We start from the raw sequence: 19739 nt of genomic DNA, 5'->3' as shown, positions 1-19739 counted from the left end.
CCTTGCCGTGCAAGGACCGTTACCTGCTCGATCGCCGTGTCGAGCCTGGTGCGCCGTTCCTCGATATGGCGCTCGAAATCCGTTTCGATGGCGAGCGGCAACGGCCCCTTCTCGCGCAGCGCCGCAAAGGTCGCCGGCGGTATGAGATAGCTGTCGAAATCGCGAAACTGCCGGCTTCCCGCGACCCATATATCCCCGGCTCGCAACCGCTCGCGTAGTTGCGACAAGGCGCATAGTTCATAAGCGGCACGATCAACGATGCCATCCCGCAGGACGAACGGGCGCCATGCGGGCGGCACAAAGCGTAGCGGCACGCGATCAGGCAAGCGCCGTTTGCCGGTCCGATATAGCTCCGCGATGATGGCCAGCGCTGACAGGAGCCCCTGAACCGCGCCGGCGCCGCGAAACTCGAAGGCGTTGAGAAAAGCGCCGACAAAGAGCTTCACCGTCCGATGCCGCTCGATCAATTCGGCGGTGCGATCGACGGTTTCCGGTCGCCCGAGCACTTCGGCCTGCTCGACGGCCACGGCGAAGTGCTGCCAGTCCAGCGCCTCGATCTGCGCCAGAGAATCCACGCCCTTGCTGCGCGCGTCGATGAGGAGGCGGCAAGACCCCGTGAGCGTCCGGAGGTGGCCTTGCAACTCGCGCACCGTCTTGAGGGCTTTGTCGCGGGTCCGGTTCTCGGCGCGGCGCGCCATGCTGCCCAACAGCTTGTCGAACATCGTCAGGGTGGCGTCGGTCAGGCTTTCCTCAAGCCGGATGCCGGTTGCCGCCAGCGTCGCATGGCGGCGCAGGGCATTGAGTTCGCCAAGGTGCTGGGGTGTGATGCGGCTGCCTTCGTCCGCCAGCCTGTCAAAAGTCAAAGCCGGGATCATGTCGGCACGGGCGCGATCGAGGCCCAGCGCGCGGATATAGGCGAGCCGTTCGATCAGGCGCAGGATGTTGCGCGCTGCCGGCGATTGTGGCGCATTGCGCATCCAGGATAGCCATGTCGCGACCTGCCCCGGTCGTCGGGCCAGCAAATCGTCCAGGCCCTGAAGGGTGTCAGGCAGCAGGCCATTCGTGAGCACTTCATAGGTAAGCTGTTCGGCTTGCTGGCGCGCCCGCCGCAGCACCGCTTCGAGAATCGACGGAGAAGGCAGGAGGATCTGCAGGCGCCGGAGTTCATCGACGATGACGTCTGCCATCTGGCCGGGGTGTATGATGGTCTGCGCGATTGGGACCGAGAAGGCGACAACTTCACGGAAAGCGTTGCGGTCAAAAATCCTGAACCCGTGCGATCGTCGGATTTCGACGAGATGCTCGCGACGGGTCTGGTCCCGATGGGCATAATCCGCGAAGGCTGCCGGCGCGACGCCGAGTTGCTGCGCCACATAGGCGAGCACAGGAGCGGGCGGGACTTCGCCCGCTTCCAGCGCACGGCCAGGCCATCTCATATATAGCATGAGCATCGCATAGCCGAGCCGGGTGGCATCGCCGCGACGGCGGCCGACAATTTCCAGGTCGTCGCTGGTCAGCGTATAATGACGCGCGATCTCGCGCTCATCGAGCGGCGCGCCATAATGCCTCGCCCAGATTTCCAGGCTCACCAGTCGCCGTCTCGCCAAGCATCATCTCCTTCGCTTTGCGTGTCCGTCAGACGGTCCTCTGGCGGCCAACAGGAATATGTCCGTTAACTCTGGACCTGTAACGGCGATTCGGACAAGATCGCATAATGACGGGAAAACGGACAGGATCGGGCATCATGTGGCGCTGATCGGCTATGCGCGCGTCTCGACCGCAGACCAGAAGCTGTCGCTCCAGCTTGACGCGCTGAACACTGCCGGGTGCGACCGTATATTCGACGATCACGCATCCGGGGCAAAAGCCGATCGGCCTGGCCTAACCGAAGCGCTCGCCTATTTGCGCCCCGGCGACACGCTGGTGGTCTGGAAACTCGACCGCCTCGGCCGCTCGATGAGCCACCTGATCGAGAAGGTCGGCGAGCTTGCGGCGCGCGGCATCGGGTTCCGCTCACTCACCGAGAATATCGACACCACCACTTCGGGCGGCATGCTGGTGTTCAACATCTTCGGCTCGCTGGCCCAATTCGAGCGTGACCTGATCCGTGAACGCACTCATGCCGGCCTCAAGGCCGCACGCGAGCGGGGCAACAAGGGTGGTCGCCGGCCTGTCGTTACCCCCGACAAACTACGTAAAGCGCGGGCGCATATCGCAGCGGGCCTCACTGTTCGTGAGGCGGCGGCCCGGCTCAAGATCGGCAAAACCGCCCTATACAAGGCTCTGGAAAACGCGTGAAACCGCTGGCGATCAAGAACTCGTGGGTGCTGGTCACAGGGGCTTCGACCGGTTTGGGCAGAGCGTCCGCCCTCCGCTTGGCGGCATCGTACCAGGCCAAGCCCCTGATTGTTGGACGAAGGCTCGACAACTTGCGGGAGCTACAGACCGAAATTGACGAGCGGTTCAATGTGCCGTGCGAGATTATAGTGGCTGATCAACGTGAAATCGAGGGCAGGGAGAAAATCGCGGCTAAGGTTGCAGAATTGCAAGTAACAGCCGCTTTGTTGGTTGCCGGAATGACGAGCGTTGGTTCATTTGATGCAGGCCGTGCCGACACTTATGCCGAGGTAATTGAAACAAACATACTCGGTTTCACGGATTTGCTGGCTCGCCTGATTGCGATTTTCAGGGAGCAGCCGTTTGAATCCTCAGTAATCGCCGTGTCGAGCCTGGCGGGCGAAACATCCGTGCCCTTCCAAGCGGTCTACGGCGCGTCGAAAGCCTATGTGAGCACCCTCATGCGAGCGCTTTCCGTGGAGCTTGCCGGGACGGGAGTGAGTGTTGGATCTTTTGCACCCGGTGGAATCGACACAGACATGGCTGCCCTCAGCGATTTGAAGTGGGGGAGGTTGGGTTTGATGGACGTTGACCGGTGCGCGGCCCATGCAGTCCACGCTCTGGTTTATCGGCAATCCTTCGCCATACCGGGGATGGGCAACCAGCTCACATATTTGGCGAGCAGGGTTCTACCTCGATCGTTGGTCAATCGGATTGCCGCCCTCCCATATCGGCGCCCGTAGGGCGGCACCACATAAAAGGGGCAGGAAAGCCTGCGAATAGCATCTGCTGGCATCGTACCGGATTTGTTCGCCCTTAGCGTGCAGATACGTCACTTTCGTGTAGTCACCCCTGCAATGGCGAGCCGGACGTCGTCCGGCAGCAGCGTCATCGCGCGGATTGCCAGCGCCTGCCCCTTGATCGCAATCAACGCGCCAACGCACAGCAGCAGACGGCCCTCAGGCCAGATCTGAAGCGACGGCAAGGCCGACACCAGCTGCCGCGCTGCCTGACGCTCCAGCGGGCGGAAGCGCGATCGATCGAGTCCGGTGTAATGCACTCTGATACGGTCAGCGGGCATGCCCAGCGCTATCATGTCGTTTGCCAGCGCTTGGGAAACGGAAAGCAGAAGGGCCGATTGGCGCGCGGCTTCGATCATCTGGTGGCGCGGCCATGACCGCTGACCCCACAGGTGGATGTCCGAACCGCGCGCCTTTATTGCCAGCGGCACTTCAAGCGCGCGCGCGACCTTGGCCGCGGCAGGTCCGTCAGGATAGAAGAACTGCGCATCGATCATGTCGAACGGCCGCTCGGCATGAAGCCGTTTTGCCAGCGGCAGGATCGCGTGGGCAATCAGCGCCGGGTTGATCGGTCCGGATAGACCGGGAATCAGGAGAAAACGCGGGTGATGGATTGTCACCGCGCCCTGTTCCTGAACTTCCGGCACACCTTTGAGCGTGGCGTAGCGCTTAATTGGCACCGGTGGAATGCCGATCGGATTGACGACCGTCACGTCCCAGTCCCCCCGTTCGGCCAGGGCTTGCATCTGGCGGCTGACGAAGCGGCCGAAGCCGGGACGACCTGTTGCGGGATAAAGCGTGGAGATCGAGAGGAGGCGCTTCACGTCAAAGTTTGCGCACGAGCATTTCGGCGACGCCCAGCCATGCCGGCCGATCGATCACCACCTGTCTCTGGCCAGGCCCCGGCGGAAGCAGCGCAACGCGCCCGTCACGCTGATCGATCAAGCGGCCGAAAGCAAAGCGACCGGCAGTGCGTGGAGCAAGGACATCACGGTTGAAGGCGCGGGCAAAGTCCCCCGGATCGATCTGGCGCAACCATACCTGATCGCCTGCGCGATACTCGCCAGCGCTTGCCTCAACGGCCAGCGCGAGGAGGCGGGCAGAACCGTCAAGGGCCACCGGGAGGATGGCATCCATCGGCTTGGCAAGAGCCTCTGCGCCGTTCGGTCCAAGCCGGGCAACGAGGTGGGTAGGGGTATCCTCCTCGGCCTTTACCAGCAATTGGGGCTCTACCCCGAGCGCAGCGCCGATGCGGTTCATCCACGTCAGCGACAGGCTGCGCGTGCCGGTTTCAAGCCTGCCGATCGTCTGCGCGGTGGTCGGCGGATCGCAGCGCGCAGCCACATCGGCCAGCGTCATGCCCTTCTGGCGGCGTATATCGCGGATTCGATTAATCATGCGCGCGACCCCTGTTCGTGACCGTCTTAACCGTAACGGTGATTTTTTGCTTACCTACAAATTGCAGGCCGAAGCAAGGGCTTTGCGCGGCGGGACCTCAGCCTTCGACCATCTCCGCCAGTTCCAGCCAACGCTCTTCAGCGGCGTCCTTTTCGGCCCGGACCTTTTCCAGCGCAGCCATCAAAGCATCGAACTTCCTGGGGTCCTTGGCATAGAGATCGGGATCGGCCAGCTGAGCCTCGCCGCGTGCAATCGCAGCGTCGAGTTCCTCGATCCGCTTGGGCAGCAATTCGTAATCGCGCTGATCCTTGTATGAAAGCTTGCCCTTTTTTGCAGGCTGGACGGGCGCTGCCACTGCCGCTTCTGGCTTGTCCGCCCCTGCAGACCGGGCAACTGGCTTGCCTGCTTGCCTCTGCTTGCGGATCTTCTCCCAATCAGCGTACCCGCCCGCGACGATGTCGACCTTGCCCGAGCCGTCCATTCCCAGCGTGATGGTCACTGTGCGATCGAGGAAGTCACGATCATGGCTGACGATCAGTACCGTGCCGTCGTAGTCCGAGATCACTTCCTGCAAGAGATCGAGCGTTTCGAGGTCGAGGTCATTGGTCGGCTCGTCGAGGACCAGCAGGTTTGAAAAGCGCGCAAACTCGCGTGCCAGCAGCAGGCGCGAACGCTCACCGCCAGAAAGCGTGCCGATGCGTGCTTCGACGAGCCCCGGATCGAACAGGAAATCCTTGAGATAGCCCTGGATATGCTTGCGGACACCGCGCACGTCGATCCAGTCGCTGCCATCGGCCAGCACGTCGCGCACGCGCTTGTCGGGCGCCATCAGGCTGCGCTGCTGATCGATCATGATGCCCTGCAGCGTCTTCGCCAGCGTGATCGTCCCGCTGTCCGGTTCGAGTTCACCGGTCAGCAGCTTGAGCAAAGTGGTCTTGCCCGCGCCATTCGAGCCGACCACGCCGATGCGGTCCTTGCGCGTGATGCGCAGGGTGAAGTCCTTGACGATGGGGCGATCGCCGAACGACTTGTTGACGTGATCCGCAACGATCACTGCCTTGCTCTTGGCATCGTCACTGGCGATGGCCAGCTTCGCAGTGCCCTGCGGAGAGAGCATGGCTGCTCTTTGCGCGCGCATCTCGTAGAGCTTTTCCAGCCGTCCCATGTTGCGCTTGCGCCGCGCGGTAACCCCCCGCTCGAGCCAGTGCGCCTCGATCTTCAGCTTGGCATCAAGCTTGTCGGCGGCGCGTGCTTCTTCGGCGTAGACCTGCTCCATCCACGCCTCGTATCCGCCGAAGCCGATATCCTTCCGGCGCAGCGAGCCACGATCAAGCCAGAGCGTCGCCTTGGTCAGCCGTTCAAGGAAGGTGCGGTCATGGCTTATGACCACGAACGCCCCGCGATAGCGCTGCAGCCAGTCTTCCAGCCAGTCGATGGCGGCAAGATCAAGGTGGTTGGTCGGTTCGTCGAGTAGCAGGAGGTCCGGCTCGCTCGCCAGTGCGCGGGCCAGCGCAGCGCGACGGCGTTCACCGCCGCTGGCGCTGTCGGCCTTGCGGGTCATGTCGATCCCGAGCTGCCCGGCAATCGACTCCACTTCATGCCGGGGCGGGGCGTCCTTACCCGAAAGGGCAAAGTCCATCAGCGTATCGAAGCCGGTGAAGAACGGGTCCTGCTCAAGCGTGACGATCTTCGTCCCCGGCTGGATCGAGCGCGTGCCCTTGTCGGCATCGACTTGTCCGCCCAACAGCTTGAGCAGCGTCGTCTTGCCCGCGCCGTTGCGCCCGATCAGCGCAAGCCGGTCGCGCTGCTGGATATGGATGTCGAGATCCTGGAAGAGCCAGCCATTGCCCTGGACAAGGCCGAGGCCTTCCCAGCTGAGTATCGGTGCCGCCATGGCCTGCCGCTTAGCCGCACCGTTGCCCTCGCGCAACGCCCGACGCTGAACGATAACGCGCCTTCGCATTCACCGCTTGTTCAATGCCCTCGGCTTATGCATGCGGACATCATGAACCGCGCCATTGCCCTCCTTGCCGCATCGCTGGCCCTCCTGCCCGTAACGTCGCACGCCCAGCAGCGGCCTGACGAGCAGAACGAGGCGCGCCGCGATCTTCGCGCCGGCAACGTCCGCTCGCTGCGTGACATCGAACGCCGCGTGCTGCCGACCAAGCCGGGTATGCAGTACCTCGGCCCGGAGTACGATCCTTCGGCGATGGTCTATCGCCTGAAGTTCATCCGCGACGGTCGCGTTGTCTTCGTGGATGTCGATGCCCGCACAGGGCAGGTGCTTGGCGAGAGCCGCTAATCGAAACAGCGGGTGAACGCAGGCTTTCTCGCCAGTTCCTTGACCGTTCAGGTTTCACGCCCCATCTAGCCGTTCAGGTTACCGCGCCGCAAAAGCGCGCAGCAAGGGGCAAGTGATGCGCATTCTGATCGTCGAGGACGAACCCACTCTCGGCAAGCAGCTCAAGAACACGCTCGAACAGAACGGCTATGCCGTCGATCTTTCGGTCGATGGCGAAGACGGGCACTTCATGGGCTCGACCGAAGAGTATGATGCGGTCATCCTCGACCTTGGCCTGCCCGAGATTGACGGCCTGACTGTGCTCGGCATGTGGCGCAAGGAGGGGCGCAAGTTCCCAGTCCTCGTCCTCACCGCCCGCGACAGCTGGTCCGACAAGGTCGCCGGCCTCGATGCCGGTGCCGATGACTACCTGGCCAAGCCCTTCCAGACCGAGGAACTGATCGCCCGCCTGCGCGCGCTGATCCGCCGGGCCTCGGGCAATTCCTCGTCTGAACTCACCGCGGGCGACGTGCGTCTCGATACGCGTTCGGGCCGCGTCACGCTCAACGGTGAGCCGGTCAAGCTGACGGCGCAGGAGTACAAGCTCCTGTCCTACCTGCTGCATCACAAGGGCAAGGTCGTCAGCCGTACCGAACTGATCGAACACATCTACGATCAGGATTTCGACCGCGATTCAAACACGATCGAAGTCTTCGTCACCCGCATCCGCAAGAAGCTCGGCCCCGACGTGATTACCACGATCCGCGGCCTTGGCTACAGCCTCGACGATCCGGCTGAACCCGGACGTGGGTAATCTGCGCAGGCAATAGGTGCCGGAGAAGGGTAGCAACGACACGCCGCAGCCAGCGCCGCATACCGGTTCGCTGGCGCGGCGCATGTTGCTCATCGCGGCAGGCTGGATCAGTGTCCTCCTGCTCGGCGGTGGTCTGGCGCTCGACCAGACGCTGACCGGTCTCGTCACCCGCAATTTCGACGAGCAGCTTGGCTACATGTTGACCGCAATGGTCGCCTCGGCCGAGATCGGCCCTGACGGCGAGGTGTTTTTCAACCGCCCCCTCGGCGACCAGCGCTTCCTTGAGCCCAACAGCGGCCTTTACTGGCAAATCTCCGGGCAAGGGCACGAGGACTTCCCTTCGCGCTCGCTGTGGGACCGTTCGCTCCGCACCGATCCCGATCAGAACTATGTCGACCCGAAGATCGACGACAGCGACCAGTTCGAGGGTGAGCGCCTGCGCATCATCAAGCGCTCTGTGATCCTGCCGGGTGCCAACACGCTGTGGGAATTTCAGGTCGCCGCCAGCCGTGGCGAGATCGACGCACAGATCCGGCGCATCCGCTCGATCCTGATCTGGTCTTTCCTCGCACTCGGCCTCGGGCTGTTCACCATGGCGGGACTGCAGACGTTCTACGGTCTTGGCCCCTTGCGTCGTGTGAGGCTGGCGATAGCCCGCATGCGCGAGGGCGGGGCAAGCCGCGTCACCGAACCCTTGCCCCTCGAAGTCCAGCCACTCGTGGTCGAACTCAACGCCCTGCTCGAACACTCCGAGCGCCAGGCCGAAGAGGCGCGCACCCATGCAGGCAATCTTGCCCACGCCCTCAAGACCCCGCTCACCGTGGTGATGAATGCGGCAACCGCCAAGGCTGATGATCTTGCCGATACGGTGATCCGCGAAGCTGCGGTCATGCGCCGTCAAGTCGACCATCACCTCGCGCGCGCGCGCGCAGTCGGTCGCCGCGCGGTGGGCATGTCACGCGCCCAGGTGTGGGAAAGCGCCGAAGCAGTGGAACGGGCTGTTGTCCGCCTCTACCCGAACGTGCGCTTCGACATGGACGGCAATCGCACCGCCGAGGTATCGATCGAGCGTCAGGACCTCGACGAGATCCTTGGCAACTTGATCGAGAATGCGGCCAAGTACGGCGGCGGATCGGTCTTCATTACCATCGACGCTGCACCCGCCGATCCGAAGTTCTGCGAAATCTGGGTCGAGGACGATGGCATCGGCATTCCCGAAGAAGCCCGCGAGCGTATCTTCGATCGTGGCGCCAGGCTCGATACCGGAAAGCCCGGAACCGGCCTTGGCCTCGCTATCGTGCGGGATGTTGCAGAAATCTACGGCGGCAGCGTCGAACTCAGGGAAAGTGAAGACCTCGGCGGGTTGCTGTCGGTGCTGCGATTGCCACGGAGTGTCACTGCCAAACAGTGATCACGCCCGCGGATGGGCATTCCGGTAGACGTCCAGCAGCGTTGCCGCATCGACCCGGGTATAGATCTGGGTTGACGACAGGCTCGCGTGGCCGAGCAGTTCCTGCAGGGAGCGCAAGTCAGCCCCGGCGCTTAGCAGGTGCGTGGCAAAGGAGTGACGCAGGGCGTGCGGTGTCGCCGTGGCCGGCAAACCCAGCGCGGTGCGCGCCCTTGCCACAGCACGTTGCACCATGCCCTGCGCCAAGGGACCGCCCTTCGCGCCGCGAAACAGCGGTTCGTCCTTGGCAAGCGGCCAAGGACATTGCGCCACATAGTCGGAAACACCCTCGCGCACGATCGGCAGCAGGGGAACGACGCGTTGGCGGCCACCCTTGCCGGTAATCACGACAGTTTCGCCCAGCGGCAAGGTTGAGGCTGGCAGCGCCAGCGCTTCGGCAATGCGCATTCCGGCACCATAAAGCAGAAGCAGGACGGCACGGTCGCGCGCGGCGATCCATGGTACCCCCGCATCGTCGGCGACCATTTCGGCAAGATTGACCGCTTCGTCTGGCGTGACGGGGCGCGGCAAGCCCTTCTTTACGCGCGGGCCGCGCAATCGTGGGCGGCTGGTGTCAGCATCTCCAGCCTGCTCGCGGGCGAAGGCGATGAAGGACTTGAGCGCCGAAAGTTCGCGCGCCGCAGAAACATTGCCAAGGCCATCGGTGCGGCGCTCGGCCAGATGATTGCGCAAGGTTGTAGCGTCGATCCGCGCGAGCGTTGACCAGCTTTGGCCTTCGGGCAAGGCATGAAGCAGACGCGCGACGGTTGCGGTATAGGCGCGCACGGTATGGGGTGAGCGACGGCGGCCGAGAGCCAGGTGATTGTGCCAAGCCTCGAGAAAGTCCGCCGTGGTCATGCGCTGACCAGCGCCGCCGGCACGAGTTCCGCGAGCAGGGCTTCAAGCAGCGGCGCGCCCTGTTCGGTCACGCTCAGGCGTCCGCGGTCCTCGGCAAGATGGCCCAGCCGCACGTAGAAATCGCGTTTTTCCGGGTCGATAAGATCATTCGCAGTGAAGCCGAACCGCGCAGCGAGGGGCATCGGCTCGATACCCTCGGCCAGTCGCAGTCCCATCAGCACCGCTTCCATTGCCTGATCCGACGGGATGAGATGCCGCTCCTCGGCAATGCCGTGCTTCTGCTCGCTTACCGCGCGCAGGAAGTTCTCAGGCTTCTTATGCCGCACAGTCGCCGCGCCGAGCCTGCGCCCATGTGCACCGGGGCCGATGCCGACATAATCCTGATAGCGCCAATAGGTGAGGTTATGGCGACTTTCCTCGCCGGTGCGGGCGTGGTTGCTGGTTTCGTAGGCGGGGAGGCCGGCAGCGGCGGTCAGTTCGCGGGTGAGCGTGAACAAGTCGGCGGCCTGATCGTCGTCAAGTGGTGTAAGCTGACCTTCGCGCACCAGCGTGGCGAAGCGGGTGCCGGGTTCGATGGTCAGCTGGTAGAGACTGAGATGGCCGGTTCCGAAGGCCAGCGCGCGCTGCAGCTCTGCCTGCCATTGCGCTGGCGTCTGTTCAGGGCGGGCATAGATCAGATCGAAGCTGACGCGGCTGAAGTGGGACTGCGCCAGGTCCAGCGCGGCAAGGCTCTCCGTGACGCCATGCAGTCGGCCGAGAAACTTCAGCGTATTGTCGTCGAGCGCCTGCAGACCGAGCGAAACGCGGTTGATCCCAGCGCTTGCCAGCGCAGCGAAATTGGCAGCCTCGACCGAGCTCGGGTTGGCCTCAAGCGTGATCTCGATACCGGGGGCAAAGCCCCACAGGCCTTGTGCCTCACGCAGCAGCGTTTCGACCAGCGCTGGCGGCATGAGCGAAGGCGTGCCCCCGCCGAAGAAGATCGAGGTAAGCTTCCGGCCCGGCGTCAACTGCGCTTCATGGCGCATGTCCGCCAGCAGCGCCTCGGCCCAAGCCGCCATGTCCGTCCGATCACGGACGTGGCTGTTGAAGTCGCAATAGGGGCACTTTGCGAGGCAGAACGGCCAGTGGATGTAGAGCGCTAGGGCCATGGCCAGAGCCTTAGGCCGAAAACTGGTCCGCTACCAGCTTGGCGAAGGCGTCGGCGCGGTGGCTGATCGCGTGCTTTTCGGCCGGATCGAGTTCTGCGAAGGTGCGAGTGTCGCCCACGGGCACGAACACCGGGTCATAGCCGAAGCCCATTGTTCCGCGCGGAGGCCAGGTGAGAGTGCCATGCGCCCGGCCTTCGTAGACCGCGTGGGAGCCGTCTGGCCACGCGATGGCGAGCACGCAGGCAAAGTGGCAGCCTCTTTCCAACTCTGGGGCACTCTCCCCGGACTCTGCCGCAACTCTCGCGAACTCAGCCTCAACTCCCGCGAGCTTTCCCTCAACCTTGCCCATCGCCATGTACCAGTCGCGACCGGGCCCTCCCTCGAACACGTCCGCCTCGGCCCAATCCGCGGTGTAGACCCCCGGTGCTCCTCCGAGGGCGTCGACGCAGAGGCCGGAGTCGTCGGCGAGGGCGGGGATCTGCGAAGCCTCCGCCGCTGCCCGCGCCTTGATCAGCGCGTTCTCGACGAAGGTCGTGCCCGTCTCGGCAGGCTCCGGCAGGCCGAGTGCGCCGGCGGACAGGCACTCGATCCCGTAGGGCGCGAGAAGGGCCTGAATTTCCTTGAGCTTTCCGGCGTTGTGCGTGGCGATGACCAGCTTGCCGGTGCCGAGACGGGGCGAAGACATCAGCCGCGAACCGCCTTTTCCTGCGCCGCGAAGATCTCGTTGCAGCCAATGCGGGCGAGGCGGAGGAGGCGCAGGAGGCCTTCTTCGTCGTAGGTCGCGCCTTCGGCCGTGGCCTGCGCCTCGGCGATCTTGCCGCCTTCGATCAGGACGAAGTTGGCGTCGGCATCTGCCGAGGAATCTTCAATGTAATCAAGGTCGAGCACCGGCTGGCCATTGACGATGCCGCAGGAGATCGCGGCGACCTTTTCGGTCAGCGGGTCTTCCTTGATCGCGCCGCTATCAAGCAGCTTCTGTACGGCGAGACGCAGGGCGACCCAAGCGCCGGAGATCGAGGCGGTGCGGGTGCCGCCGTCGGCCTGGATCACGTCGCAGTCGAGCGTGATCTGGCGCTCGCCCAGCTTCTTGAGATCGGTGACGGCGCGCAAGCTCCGGCCGATCAGGCGCTGGATTTCCTGCGTGCGGCCCGACTGCTTGCCCTTGGCCGCTTCGCGGCTGCCGCGGGTGTGGGTGGCGCGGGGAAGCATCGAGTATTCCGCCGTAACCCAACCTTCGCCCTTGCCGCGAAGGAATGGCGGCACGCGCTCTTCCACCGAGGCGGTGACGAGCACCTTGGTATCGCCGAAGCAGATCAGGACCGAGCCTTCGGCGTGCTTGGTGAAGGCGGTTTCAATGATGATGGGGCGCATTTCATCGGGCGCACGGCCGGAAGGTCGCATGGATTTTCCCTCAAAAGTTTGGCCAGCCTCTGGCGCATCGGGCTTGAGCCTGCAAGAGCGTGGATTAGATTGTCACCATGCACGGCCCAACGCTCTCCGATCTGACCGACCGCGCACGCGAGATTTTCCGTCTCGTCGTGGAGGGTTATATCGCCAGTGGACAGCCGATGGGCTCCAAGGCCCTGGCGGGGCCGGGGGGCGTGAACTTGTCGCCCGCTTCGATCCGCTCTGTATTGCAGGAACTGCAGGACGCCGGGCTTCTTGCTGCGCCGCATACCAGTGCAGGACGGATGCCGACGGAGGTGGGCCTGAGGCTCTTCGTCGACGGCATCATGCAGGTGGCCGAGCCCACCGTGGCCGAGCGGGCGCAGATCGAGCGCGGGCTCGCTCATGGCGGAACCATCGAGAATGCACTGGCAGCGGCCAGCTCGGCGCTGTCCGAACTGTCAGCGGGGGCGGCGGTGGTGATGGTGCCCAAGCGCGAGCCCCGGCTGGTGCAGATTTCGTTCGTGCCGCTCTCGCCCGTGCGGGCGCTCGCCGTGCTGGTCAGCGAGGACGGCGGGATCGAGAACCGGGTGATAGACTTGCCCGAGCCGGTGGGTGCTGCGGTGCTTGAGCAGGCTGGCAATTATCTGACGAGCCGGTTGCAGGGTCGCACGCTTGGCGAAGCGTCTGGCGTGGTGCGAGCGGAGATCGATGGGGGACGTTCGGCGCTGGATGCGGCCAGTGCCGATCTGGTGCAGCGCGGGCTGGTGGTGTGGACGCAGGATGCCGCGGCGCGACCGGTGATGGTCGTGCGCGGGCAGGCCAACCTGCTCGACGAAGCGGCGCTGAGCGATATCGAACGCGTCCGCCAGCTACTTGAGGAACTGGAGAGCGCCGAGGCGATCGCGCGGGTGCTGGATGCCGCGCGCGAGGCGCAGGCGACGCGGATTTTCATCGGGAGCGAGAACCGCCTGTTCTCGCTTTCGGGGTCGTCGGTCATTGCCTCACCATGGCGCGACAGCGAGGGGCGGGTGGTCGGCGTGGTCGGCGTGATCGGCCCAACGCGGTTGAATTATGCGCGCGTCGTCCCCATGGTTGATTTCACCGCCCAGACGCTGGGCAGATTCATCGGACAAGACGGATTTTCGAGAAAATGAGCGATAACGAGACGCGCCCCACTGACGCTGAAGTCGAGGCGGAACTGGAGGGTGTGCCCGAGGACATGATCGACCAGTCTTCCGCCAAGGATTCCTCATCAGGCGATGAAGCGGCCAGGCTGCGCGAGGAGCTTGAGGCGGCCAAGCAGGACGTGCTCTATGCCAAGGCCGAAACGCAGAACGTGCGCCGTCGCATGGAGAAGGACATCGCCGACGCCCGCGCCTATGCCGCGACCGGCTTTGCCCGCGATATCCTTTCGGTAGCGGACAATCTGGCGCGCGCCCTGGAATCGATCCCGGCTGACCTGCGCGAGGACGAGAAGTTCAAGAACCTCGTCGCCGGGCTTGAAGCCACGGGGCGCGAGATCGAGAAGGTGTTCGGCAGCCACGGCATCACCCGCATCGCCGCAATGGGCCTCCCGCTCGATCCACACCAGCACCAGGCGATGATCGAAATGCCCTCGGCCGATGCCGAACCGGGCACGGTGATCTCGGAGCTGCAGGCAGGCTACATGATCAAGGACCGTCTGCTGCGACCGGCAATGGTGGCAGTGGCCAAGAAGCCGGACTGATTTTATCACACGCTGATGCGTCCCCGCGGAGACGGGGACCTCAGCTGGTTTGCTTTGATGGTTCGTGAAACCACCGAGGCCCCCGCCTTCGTGGGAGCGCAGAGCTTTTTACCCTCCGAGCAATCCGACAATTTCATCCGTCGAATAGAGATCGGCGAATACGAAGGCCATGTTGTGGAGCGTCGCAGCGTGTTCCTCGTCTGACAGTGCGGCCATGGCATCGCCCGCCATCAGCACGCGGTAGTTGTGCTGCATCGCATCGCGGGCAGTGCTTTCGCAGCAGCAGTTGGTGAGGGTGCCCGTAATCAGCACCGTATCTATGCCGCGATCCTGCAGGACGGCGTGGAGCATGCAGGTTCCGGGCGTGAAACCGCTGAAGCGGTGCTTGTCGATCACCGTATCGTTCGCGGCTACTTCGAGCGCTGGCCAGAGCTGCCAGTGATGCGCGCCGGGGGTGAAGGCCTCCTGATGCCCTTGCGCCTTGCTCCCCATGCGAACCATGAAATTCGACCAGCTCGGGCCGTCATCGGGCGGTGTGGTGTAGCGGAGAAACACGTTGTGGCCGCCGCTGGCACGAATTGCGGCGCTGATGCGGTTGATATTGTCGACGATGGTGCGGGCCATCGGCACTTCTACCGGCGCGCCTTCCTCCATGAAGCCGTTCTGCATGTCGACCACGATATGGGCGAGCCGCGCGGGTTCGATATCTTGGAAGATTTTGCCATCACCACCGCGCGTGGGGGCGAAGCGGGCAAGGATGGCGCGATGGTCAACGGCATGAGGCATGGCGGTCAGATCTCCTGCTGCCGGCCATCTTGCCTGTTCGCATGCCGACTGTCCTCAACAGGCTTTCGCGGTTTCGGCAGGAGAAACGCTGGATAAAACGCTTCATCGCAAGGCATGGAACGCGAAGAAGGTCGGCGCGTCGTCTCCGGGAAACGGAGATATATTATGCGCAAGATCATCATTGCTTCGCTTATCATGGGTTCGGCCGTCACTTTGGGCGGCTGCGCGAGGAACTATGCAGGCGAGGGTGCTGCTGTGGGCGCCGCGGTTGGTGCAGGAATCGGCGCAGCGACTGGCGGCGACGTTGTGCAGGGTGCGGCCATCGGTGGCGCGGTTGGCGCGGTTGGCGGTTCGCAGATCCGCAAGCGTGACAATCGCTGCTATCAGGTCGATCGCTATGGCCGGGAATACGAAGTGCGCTGCTGATCAGGCTGGATTGAACGGAACAAGCGCGTCGAGCGCTTGCAATGGCGGGGCGGCCGGTGACGGTGCGCCCCGTCTTGCCATGAACCAGTGGCGGACAAGCTCAGCCTGCTGTTCGATGCCGTAGCGGTCGAACGGTCGGCCGGGATCATAGGTGTAGCTGTAGCGACAGAACGGGTGGCGCATCAGCGGGAGCCACCATCGGCCGCGTGTCTGGGCCTGCCAGACGTGGACCATTTCATGGATGAACAGCCCTTGGGCCGGAAGCGGTGCATCTGCGAAGTCGTGCTCGTAGTGCGGGCTGGCGGCAGCGAAGTGGAGGTGCCCCATCGGGGCCATGACCGTGGCTTTCGGCTGGAAGGGAAACCAGCGGCGGCGGCGGATGCGGACGGGTCGGGTGTCTACGGCGGCGCCAAACACTTCGAAAACCAGCGCGCATTCGCCTGGCGTGAGGCGGCGCTCCCCGCCAGGCGGGCAGGGAGCGTCGGCTTTTCTCACATCTTGCTCATGTCGTGGCCGGAATGGTCCATGCCTTCCATCGCGTCGGCGTCGCTGCCACCGCCGAGCGCTTCGACCCTGGCGGGAACGCTCACCTTGTCGCCATTGTCGAGCGTGATCGTGAGTTCCGTGGTGGTTCCGGCCTTGAGCGTGTCAGCCACGTCAAACAGCATTACGTGGAGACCGCCCGGCTTGAACTCCGCGCTCTTGCCCGCTTCGATCGGCACGTCCTTGACCTGCTGCATTGAGGAGATGCCGTTCTTCGTGACGGTTTCGTGCATCTCGGCGCGCTGCGCGCCTTCGACATAGACCGAGGCGATCTTGCGCGGGGGTCCACTGCCCTGCGAGACGGTGAAGTAGGCAGCGCCCGGCGTGCCCGGCACTGCGGGCAGGCGGACCATCGCGTCGGTCACCGTGACGCCGGGTGCGCTTTCGGGACCGGCTGCGGCGCTGCTGCTGGCCTGATCCGTCGGATCTTCTGCCTTCTGGCCGCAGGCGCCGAGCGACAGGGCGAGGGCGGAAAGTCCAATGATTGCAAGCTTGCGCATGAAGGGCGACTCCTGTTGCCAATATGTGTCCCGAGGTAAGCGCGTGGGGGCCTTGTGCCAAGAAGAAGCGCACCTATATCGCGGACAATCGAGCCGCACATGGCGGTCTGCCCGGCAGGGGGATCGCTTTCCCACGCGGTGTCTTGAATGGAAGGAACTGGGGAACTCATGGCTAAAGTTATCGGCATCGACCTTGGCACGACCAACAGCTGCGTTGCTGTTATGGACGGGGGCACGCCCAAGGTCATTGAAAACTCGGAAGGTGCGCGCACCACGCCGTCGATCGTCGCATTCACCAAGGATGGCGAGCGCCTGATCGGCCAGCCGGCCAAGCGCCAGGCGGTGACCAACCCCGACAACACGATTTTCGCGGTGAAGCGCCTGATCGGCCGCCGCTTTGACGATCCGCTGACCCAGAAGGACACGGAACTCGTCCCCTACACCATCACCAAGGGCAAGAACGGCGATGCCTGGGTCAAGGCCGGTGGCCAGGACTACAGCCCGTCGCAGATCTCGGCCTTCACCCTGCAGAAGATGAAGGAAACCGCCGAGGCCTATCTCGGCGAGACCGTGACGCAGGCGGTGATCACCGTGCCGGCTTACTTCAACGATGCGCAGCGCCAGGCGACTAAGGACGCCGGGCAGATTGCGGGTCTCGAAGTGCTGCGCATCATCAACGAGCCGACGGCTGCGGCGCTGGCCTATGGCCTCGACAAGCAGGACGGCAAGACGATCGCGGTCTATGACCTCGGTGGCGGCACCTTCGACATCTCGATCCTCGAGATCGGCGATGGCGTGTTCGAAGTGAAGTCGACCAATGGCGACACCTTCCTGGGTGGTGAGGACTTCGATACGGCGCTGGTGGAATTTCTTGCCGACAAGTTCAAGTCGAAGGAAAACATGGACCTGCGCGGCGACAAGCTTGCCCTGCAGCGCCTGAAGGAAGCCGCGGAAAAGGCCAAGATCGAGCTGTCGTCTGCCCAGACGACCGAAATCAACCTGCCGTTCATCACCGCCCGCATGGAAGGTGGCAGCACCACCCCGCTCCATCTGGTGGAGACGATCACCCGCGCCGATCTTGAAAAGCTGGTCGCAGGCCTGATCCAGCGCACGCTCGACCCCTGCAAGAAGGCTCTGGCTGACGCCGGTCTTTCGGCCAAGGACATCGATGACGTCGTTCTCGTCGGCGGCATGACCCGCATGCCCAAGGTCCGCGAAGTGGTGAAGGACTTCTTCGGCAAGGATCCGCACACCGGCGTGAACCCGGACGAAGTCGTCGCCATGGGTGCCGCAATCCAGGCTGGCGTTCTGCAGGGTGACGTCAAGGACGTGCTGCTGCTCGACGTGACCCCGCTTTCGCTGGGTATCGAGACGCTGGGCGGCATCATGACCAAGATGATCGACCGCAACACCACGATCCCGACCAAGAAGAGCCAGGTCTATTCGACTGCCGAGGACAATCAGCAGGCGGTGACGATCCGGGTCTTCCAGGGCGAGCGGGAAATGGCGCAGGACAACAAGCTCCTCGGCCAGTTCGACCTCGTCGGCATTCCGCCAGCCCGGCGCGGCGTGCCGCAGATCGAGGTGACGTTCGACATCGACGCCAACGGCATCGTGAACGTGAGCGCGAAGGACAAGGGCACCGGCAAGGAGCAGCAGATCCGCATTCAGGCGTCTGGTGGTCTGTCGGATGCGGACATCGACCAGATGGTCCGCGATGCCGAGAAGTTCGCCGAAGAGGACAAGAAGCGTCGTGCCGAGGCGGAAGCCAAGAACAACGCCGAAAGCCTCATCCACGCGACCGAGCGCCAGCTTGAAGAGAACGGCGACAAGATCGACGCATCGCTGAAGGCAGAGATCGAAGCCGCCATCGCCGAGGCCAAGACGGCTGTCGAAAGTGGTAACTCGGAAGAGATGACCGCCAAGACCCAGGCGCTCACTGAAAAGGCCATGAAGATGGGCCAGGCGATCTACGAGAAGGAGCAGGCTGCTGCGGCTTCTCCGGGCGCCGAGGCTCCGAAGGCTGATGACGACGCGGTCGACGCCGAGTTCTCGGAAGTCGACGACAACAAGTGATGTTGCGATGAAACCGGCCCGCCGCTCGCGCGAATGCGCTGGCGGCGGGTCTTCGCGTTAGGGAAGCGCAATGTCGGCCGAGATCGATTTCTACGAATTGCTCGAAGTTGAGCGGACTGCGGACGAGAAGGTCCTCAAGTCTGCATACCGAAAACTCGCCATGAAGTTCCACCCGGACAAGAATCCGGGCTGTGCCGAGAGCGAGGCCAAGTTCAAGCAGATCAACGAAGCCTACGCCTGCCTGTCCGACCCGCAGAAGCGGGCGGCATATGATCGCTATGGCCATGCCGCGTTCCAGCAGGGCGGCGGTGGTGACTTCGGCGATATCGGCGATATCTTCGAGACGATCTTCGGGGGGGCATTCGGTGGCGGAGGCCGCCAGCAGGCGCGGCGCGGGGCTGACTTGCGCTATGATCTTGAGATCAGCCTCGAGGACGCGTTCCACGGTAAGGAAACCGAAATCGCGGTGGAGGTTTCGCAGAAGTGCGAGCCTTGCAGCGGTTCGGGCGCGACGCCGGGGACTTCGGCGCGGCGCTGCAACCTGTGTGGCGGACACGGCAAGGTGCGGGCGCAGCAGGGCTTCTTCATGGTCGAGCGGGCCTGCCCGAACTGCCACGGCCGGGGCGAAGTGATCGAAAGTCCGTGCAAGGCCTGTCGTGGCGAAGGCCGCGTCGATGCCGAGCAGCGGCTGCAGGTCAACATCCCGGCGGGTGTCGACACTGGCACGCGGATCAGGCTCGCTGGCAAGGGCGAGGCCGGGCCGTTCGGCGCGCCTCCGGGCGACCTCTACCTGTTCCTGCATATCCAGCGCCACAAAGTGTTCGAGCGCGAGGGCACGACGCTGCTGACGCGCTGCCCGATCAGCTTCACGACCGCGGCGCTGGGCGGCGAGATCGAGATTCCGGGCCTCGACGGCAAGGTCCACACGATTGAAATTCCGGCCGGCATCCAGTCGGGCAAGCAGTTGCGCAAACGTGGCGGCGGGATGCCCGTGCTGCAGGGCCGCGGCATCGGCGATCTTGTCGTCGAGATCCACGTCGAGACCCCGACCAAGCTTTCGGCGCGCCAGAAGGAAATTCTCCGCGAGTTCCAGGCGACCGAGACCGGTGAGGAATGCCCGCAATCGAAGGGCTTCTTCGAGCGCATCAAGGATGCCTGGACGGATCTGACGGAGTAAGCTTGCCGCGTCCCCGCGCAGGCGGGGACCTGG

21 protein-coding genes are annotated in these 19739 nt (G+C 63.8%); 10 read left to right on the top strand and 11 right to left on the bottom strand.

Going from position 1 to position 19739, the window contains the following annotated elements; all coding sequences use genetic code 11:
- Positions 1 to 1589, bottom strand: a 1589-nt coding sequence (locus AX703_RS12605) for a DUF4158 domain-containing protein (protein WP_369821016.1), incomplete at its 3' end; no start/stop codon positions are given.
- Between the two features lie 157 nt (positions 1590 to 1746).
- Between AX703_RS12605 and AX703_RS12600 the strand changes: the two genes are divergently transcribed.
- Both AX703_RS12600 and AX703_RS12595 read left to right on the top strand, forming a co-directional pair.
- A complete protein-coding gene (locus AX703_RS12600) occupies positions 1747 to 2298 on the top strand; it encodes a recombinase family protein (protein ID WP_004213210.1) in 552 nt (183 codons plus the stop codon).
- Positions 2295 to 3080 (top strand): SDR family oxidoreductase, encoded by a 786-nt coding sequence (locus tag AX703_RS12595; protein ID WP_004213209.1) that lies wholly within the window; start codon positions 2295 to 2297, stop codon positions 3078 to 3080. The genes AX703_RS12600 and AX703_RS12595 overlap by 4 nt, the downstream gene beginning before the upstream one ends.
- An 89-nt stretch (positions 3081 to 3169) precedes the next feature.
- Here AX703_RS12595 and AX703_RS12590 read toward each other — a convergent pair whose 3' ends face one another.
- From AX703_RS12590 to AX703_RS12580, 3 genes are all read right to left on the bottom strand, one after another.
- Complete coding sequence (locus AX703_RS12590) at positions 3170 to 3961, bottom strand: glycosyltransferase (RefSeq protein WP_082734563.1); 792 nt, start codon at positions 3959 to 3961, stop codon at positions 3170 to 3172.
- Position 3962: 1 nt separating this feature from the next.
- Positions 3963 to 4535, bottom strand: coding sequence for a helix-turn-helix domain-containing protein (locus tag AX703_RS12585; RefSeq protein ID WP_062344473.1), 573 nt, complete (start codon positions 4533 to 4535; stop codon positions 3963 to 3965).
- Positions 4536 to 4632: 97 nt separating this feature from the next.
- Positions 4633 to 6429 carry an ABC-F family ATP-binding cassette domain-containing protein gene (locus AX703_RS12580; protein ID WP_062344480.1) on the bottom strand — a complete coding sequence of 599 codons (1797 nt, stop codon included), beginning with the start codon at positions 6427 to 6429 and terminating at the stop codon, positions 4633 to 4635.
- Positions 6430 to 6540: 111 nt separating this feature from the next.
- Here AX703_RS12580 and AX703_RS12575 point away from each other — a divergent pair, with 111 nt between their 5' ends.
- From AX703_RS12575 to AX703_RS12565, 3 genes are all read left to right on the top strand, one after another.
- The gene (locus AX703_RS12575; RefSeq protein WP_062344478.1) at positions 6541 to 6837 is read left to right on the top strand and encodes a PepSY domain-containing protein; all 297 of its coding nucleotides are present in this window, start codon (positions 6541 to 6543) and stop codon (positions 6835 to 6837) included.
- A gap of 115 nt (positions 6838 to 6952) precedes the next feature.
- Positions 6953 to 7630 (top strand): response regulator transcription factor, encoded by a 678-nt coding sequence (locus AX703_RS12570; RefSeq protein WP_039331476.1) that lies wholly within the window; start codon positions 6953 to 6955, stop codon positions 7628 to 7630.
- Between the two features lie 82 nt (positions 7631 to 7712).
- Positions 7713 to 9041, top strand: coding sequence for a sensor histidine kinase KdpD (locus AX703_RS12565; RefSeq protein WP_231735515.1), 1329 nt, complete (start codon positions 7713 to 7715; stop codon positions 9039 to 9041).
- Here AX703_RS12565 and AX703_RS12560 read toward each other — a convergent pair whose 3' ends face one another.
- From AX703_RS12560 to rph, 4 genes are read right to left on the bottom strand one after another with little or no spacing between them, the layout of a single operon-like run.
- The gene (locus AX703_RS12560) at positions 9042 to 9935 is read right to left on the bottom strand and encodes a tyrosine recombinase XerC (RefSeq protein ID WP_062344469.1); all 894 of its coding nucleotides are present in this window, start codon (positions 9933 to 9935) and stop codon (positions 9042 to 9044) included. It abuts the gene before it with no gap.
- Entirely contained in the window at positions 9932 to 11083 is a 1152-nt protein-coding gene (hemW, locus tag AX703_RS12555; RefSeq protein ID WP_062344467.1) for a radical SAM family heme chaperone HemW, read from the bottom strand. The genes AX703_RS12560 and hemW overlap by 4 nt, the downstream gene beginning before the upstream one ends.
- 10 nt (positions 11084 to 11093) lie before the next feature.
- Positions 11094 to 11768 (bottom strand): RdgB/HAM1 family non-canonical purine NTP pyrophosphatase, encoded by a 675-nt coding sequence (rdgB, locus tag AX703_RS12550; RefSeq protein ID WP_039331102.1) that lies wholly within the window; start codon positions 11766 to 11768, stop codon positions 11094 to 11096.
- Positions 11768 to 12484 (bottom strand): ribonuclease PH, encoded by a 717-nt coding sequence (gene rph / locus AX703_RS12545; protein ID WP_039331100.1) that lies wholly within the window; start codon positions 12482 to 12484, stop codon positions 11768 to 11770. Before rph ends, rdgB begins: the two co-directional genes overlap by 1 nt.
- Before the next feature lie 77 nt (positions 12485 to 12561).
- On the opposite strand from rph, the gene hrcA reads away from it, so the two are divergent.
- Entirely contained in the window at positions 12562 to 13626 is a 1065-nt protein-coding gene (gene hrcA / locus AX703_RS12540; RefSeq protein ID WP_062344465.1) for a heat-inducible transcriptional repressor HrcA, read from the top strand.
- Entirely contained in the window at positions 13623 to 14198 is a 576-nt protein-coding gene (gene grpE, locus AX703_RS12535; protein WP_062344462.1) for a nucleotide exchange factor GrpE, read from the top strand. Before hrcA ends, grpE begins: the two co-directional genes overlap by 4 nt.
- Before the next feature lie 108 nt (positions 14199 to 14306).
- Here grpE and AX703_RS12530 read toward each other — a convergent pair whose 3' ends face one another.
- Positions 14307 to 14984 carry a cysteine hydrolase family protein gene (locus AX703_RS12530; protein WP_062344460.1) on the bottom strand — a complete coding sequence of 226 codons (678 nt, stop codon included), beginning with the start codon at positions 14982 to 14984 and terminating at the stop codon, positions 14307 to 14309.
- Positions 14985 to 15149: 165 nt separating this feature from the next.
- Here AX703_RS12530 and AX703_RS12525 point away from each other — a divergent pair, with 165 nt between their 5' ends.
- Positions 15150 to 15410: a YMGG-like glycine zipper-containing protein gene (locus AX703_RS12525; protein WP_039331092.1), complete on the top strand. Its 261-nt coding sequence runs from the start codon at positions 15150 to 15152 to the stop codon at positions 15408 to 15410.
- Here the strand turns inward: AX703_RS12525 and AX703_RS12520 are convergent, their stop codons facing one another.
- Together AX703_RS12520 and AX703_RS12515 are read right to left on the bottom strand one after the other, a co-directional pair.
- Positions 15411 to 15905, bottom strand: a complete 495-nt coding sequence (locus AX703_RS12520; protein WP_062344458.1) for a hypothetical protein — start codon at positions 15903 to 15905, stop codon at positions 15411 to 15413. It abuts the gene before it with no gap.
- Positions 15902 to 16453 carry a copper chaperone PCu(A)C gene (locus AX703_RS12515; protein WP_062344455.1) on the bottom strand — a complete coding sequence of 184 codons (552 nt, stop codon included), beginning with the start codon at positions 16451 to 16453 and terminating at the stop codon, positions 15902 to 15904. Before AX703_RS12515 ends, AX703_RS12520 begins: the two co-directional genes overlap by 4 nt.
- A gap of 168 nt (positions 16454 to 16621) precedes the next feature.
- Between AX703_RS12515 and dnaK the strand changes: the two genes are divergently transcribed.
- Together dnaK and dnaJ are read left to right on the top strand one after the other, a co-directional pair.
- On the top strand, positions 16622 to 18529 hold the full coding sequence (gene dnaK, locus AX703_RS12510; protein WP_062344477.1) for a molecular chaperone DnaK: 1908 nt from the start codon (positions 16622 to 16624) through the stop codon (positions 18527 to 18529).
- Positions 18530 to 18599: 70 nt separating this feature from the next.
- Entirely contained in the window at positions 18600 to 19706 is a 1107-nt protein-coding gene (gene dnaJ, locus AX703_RS12505; RefSeq protein WP_062344453.1) for a molecular chaperone DnaJ, read from the top strand.
- Positions 19707 to 19739 lie beyond the last annotated feature (33 nt).

Source organism: Novosphingobium sp. CCH12-A3 (assembly GCF_001556015.1).
GTDB lineage: Bacteria > Pseudomonadota > Alphaproteobacteria > Sphingomonadales > Sphingomonadaceae > Novosphingobium > Novosphingobium subterraneum.
Note: the sequence above shows the minus strand (reverse complement) of the source record. Positions and strands in the feature narration are given on the sequence as shown.

Excerpts from the sequence above, each read along its gene's own strand:
- AX703_RS12585 (WP_062344473.1), bottom strand. The coding sequence starts at position 4,535 with ATGATTAATCGAATCCGCGATATACGCCGCCAGAAGGGCATGACGCTG.
- AX703_RS12580 (WP_062344480.1), bottom strand. The coding sequence starts at position 6,429 with ATGGCGGCACCGATACTCAGCTGGGAAGGCCTCGGCCTTGTCCAGGGC.
- AX703_RS12575 (WP_062344478.1), top strand. The coding sequence starts at position 6,541 with ATGAACCGCGCCATTGCCCTCCTTGCCGCATCGCTGGCCCTCCTGCCC.
- AX703_RS12570 (WP_039331476.1), top strand. The coding sequence starts at position 6,953 with ATGCGCATTCTGATCGTCGAGGACGAACCCACTCTCGGCAAGCAGCTC.
- AX703_RS12565 (WP_231735515.1), top strand. The coding sequence starts at position 7,713 with ATGTTGCTCATCGCGGCAGGCTGGATCAGTGTCCTCCTGCTCGGCGGT.
- AX703_RS12560 (WP_062344469.1), bottom strand. The coding sequence starts at position 9,935 with ATGACCACGGCGGACTTTCTCGAGGCTTGGCACAATCACCTGGCTCTC.
- hemW (WP_062344467.1), bottom strand. The coding sequence starts at position 11,083 with ATGGCCCTAGCGCTCTACATCCACTGGCCGTTCTGCCTCGCAAAGTGC.
- rdgB (WP_039331102.1), bottom strand. The coding sequence starts at position 11,768 with ATGTCTTCGCCCCGTCTCGGCACCGGCAAGCTGGTCATCGCCACGCAC.
- rph (WP_039331100.1), bottom strand. The coding sequence starts at position 12,484 with ATGCGACCTTCCGGCCGTGCGCCCGATGAAATGCGCCCCATCATCATT.
- hrcA (WP_062344465.1), top strand. The coding sequence starts at position 12,562 with ATGCACGGCCCAACGCTCTCCGATCTGACCGACCGCGCACGCGAGATT.
- grpE (WP_062344462.1), top strand. The coding sequence starts at position 13,623 with ATGAGCGATAACGAGACGCGCCCCACTGACGCTGAAGTCGAGGCGGAA.
- AX703_RS12530 (WP_062344460.1), bottom strand. The coding sequence starts at position 14,984 with ATGCCTCATGCCGTTGACCATCGCGCCATCCTTGCCCGCTTCGCCCCC.
- AX703_RS12525 (WP_039331092.1), top strand. The coding sequence starts at position 15,150 with ATGCGCAAGATCATCATTGCTTCGCTTATCATGGGTTCGGCCGTCACT.
- AX703_RS12515 (WP_062344455.1), bottom strand. The coding sequence starts at position 16,453 with ATGCGCAAGCTTGCAATCATTGGACTTTCCGCCCTCGCCCTGTCGCTC.
- dnaK (WP_062344477.1), top strand. The coding sequence starts at position 16,622 with ATGGCTAAAGTTATCGGCATCGACCTTGGCACGACCAACAGCTGCGTT.
- dnaJ (WP_062344453.1), top strand. The coding sequence starts at position 18,600 with ATGTCGGCCGAGATCGATTTCTACGAATTGCTCGAAGTTGAGCGGACT.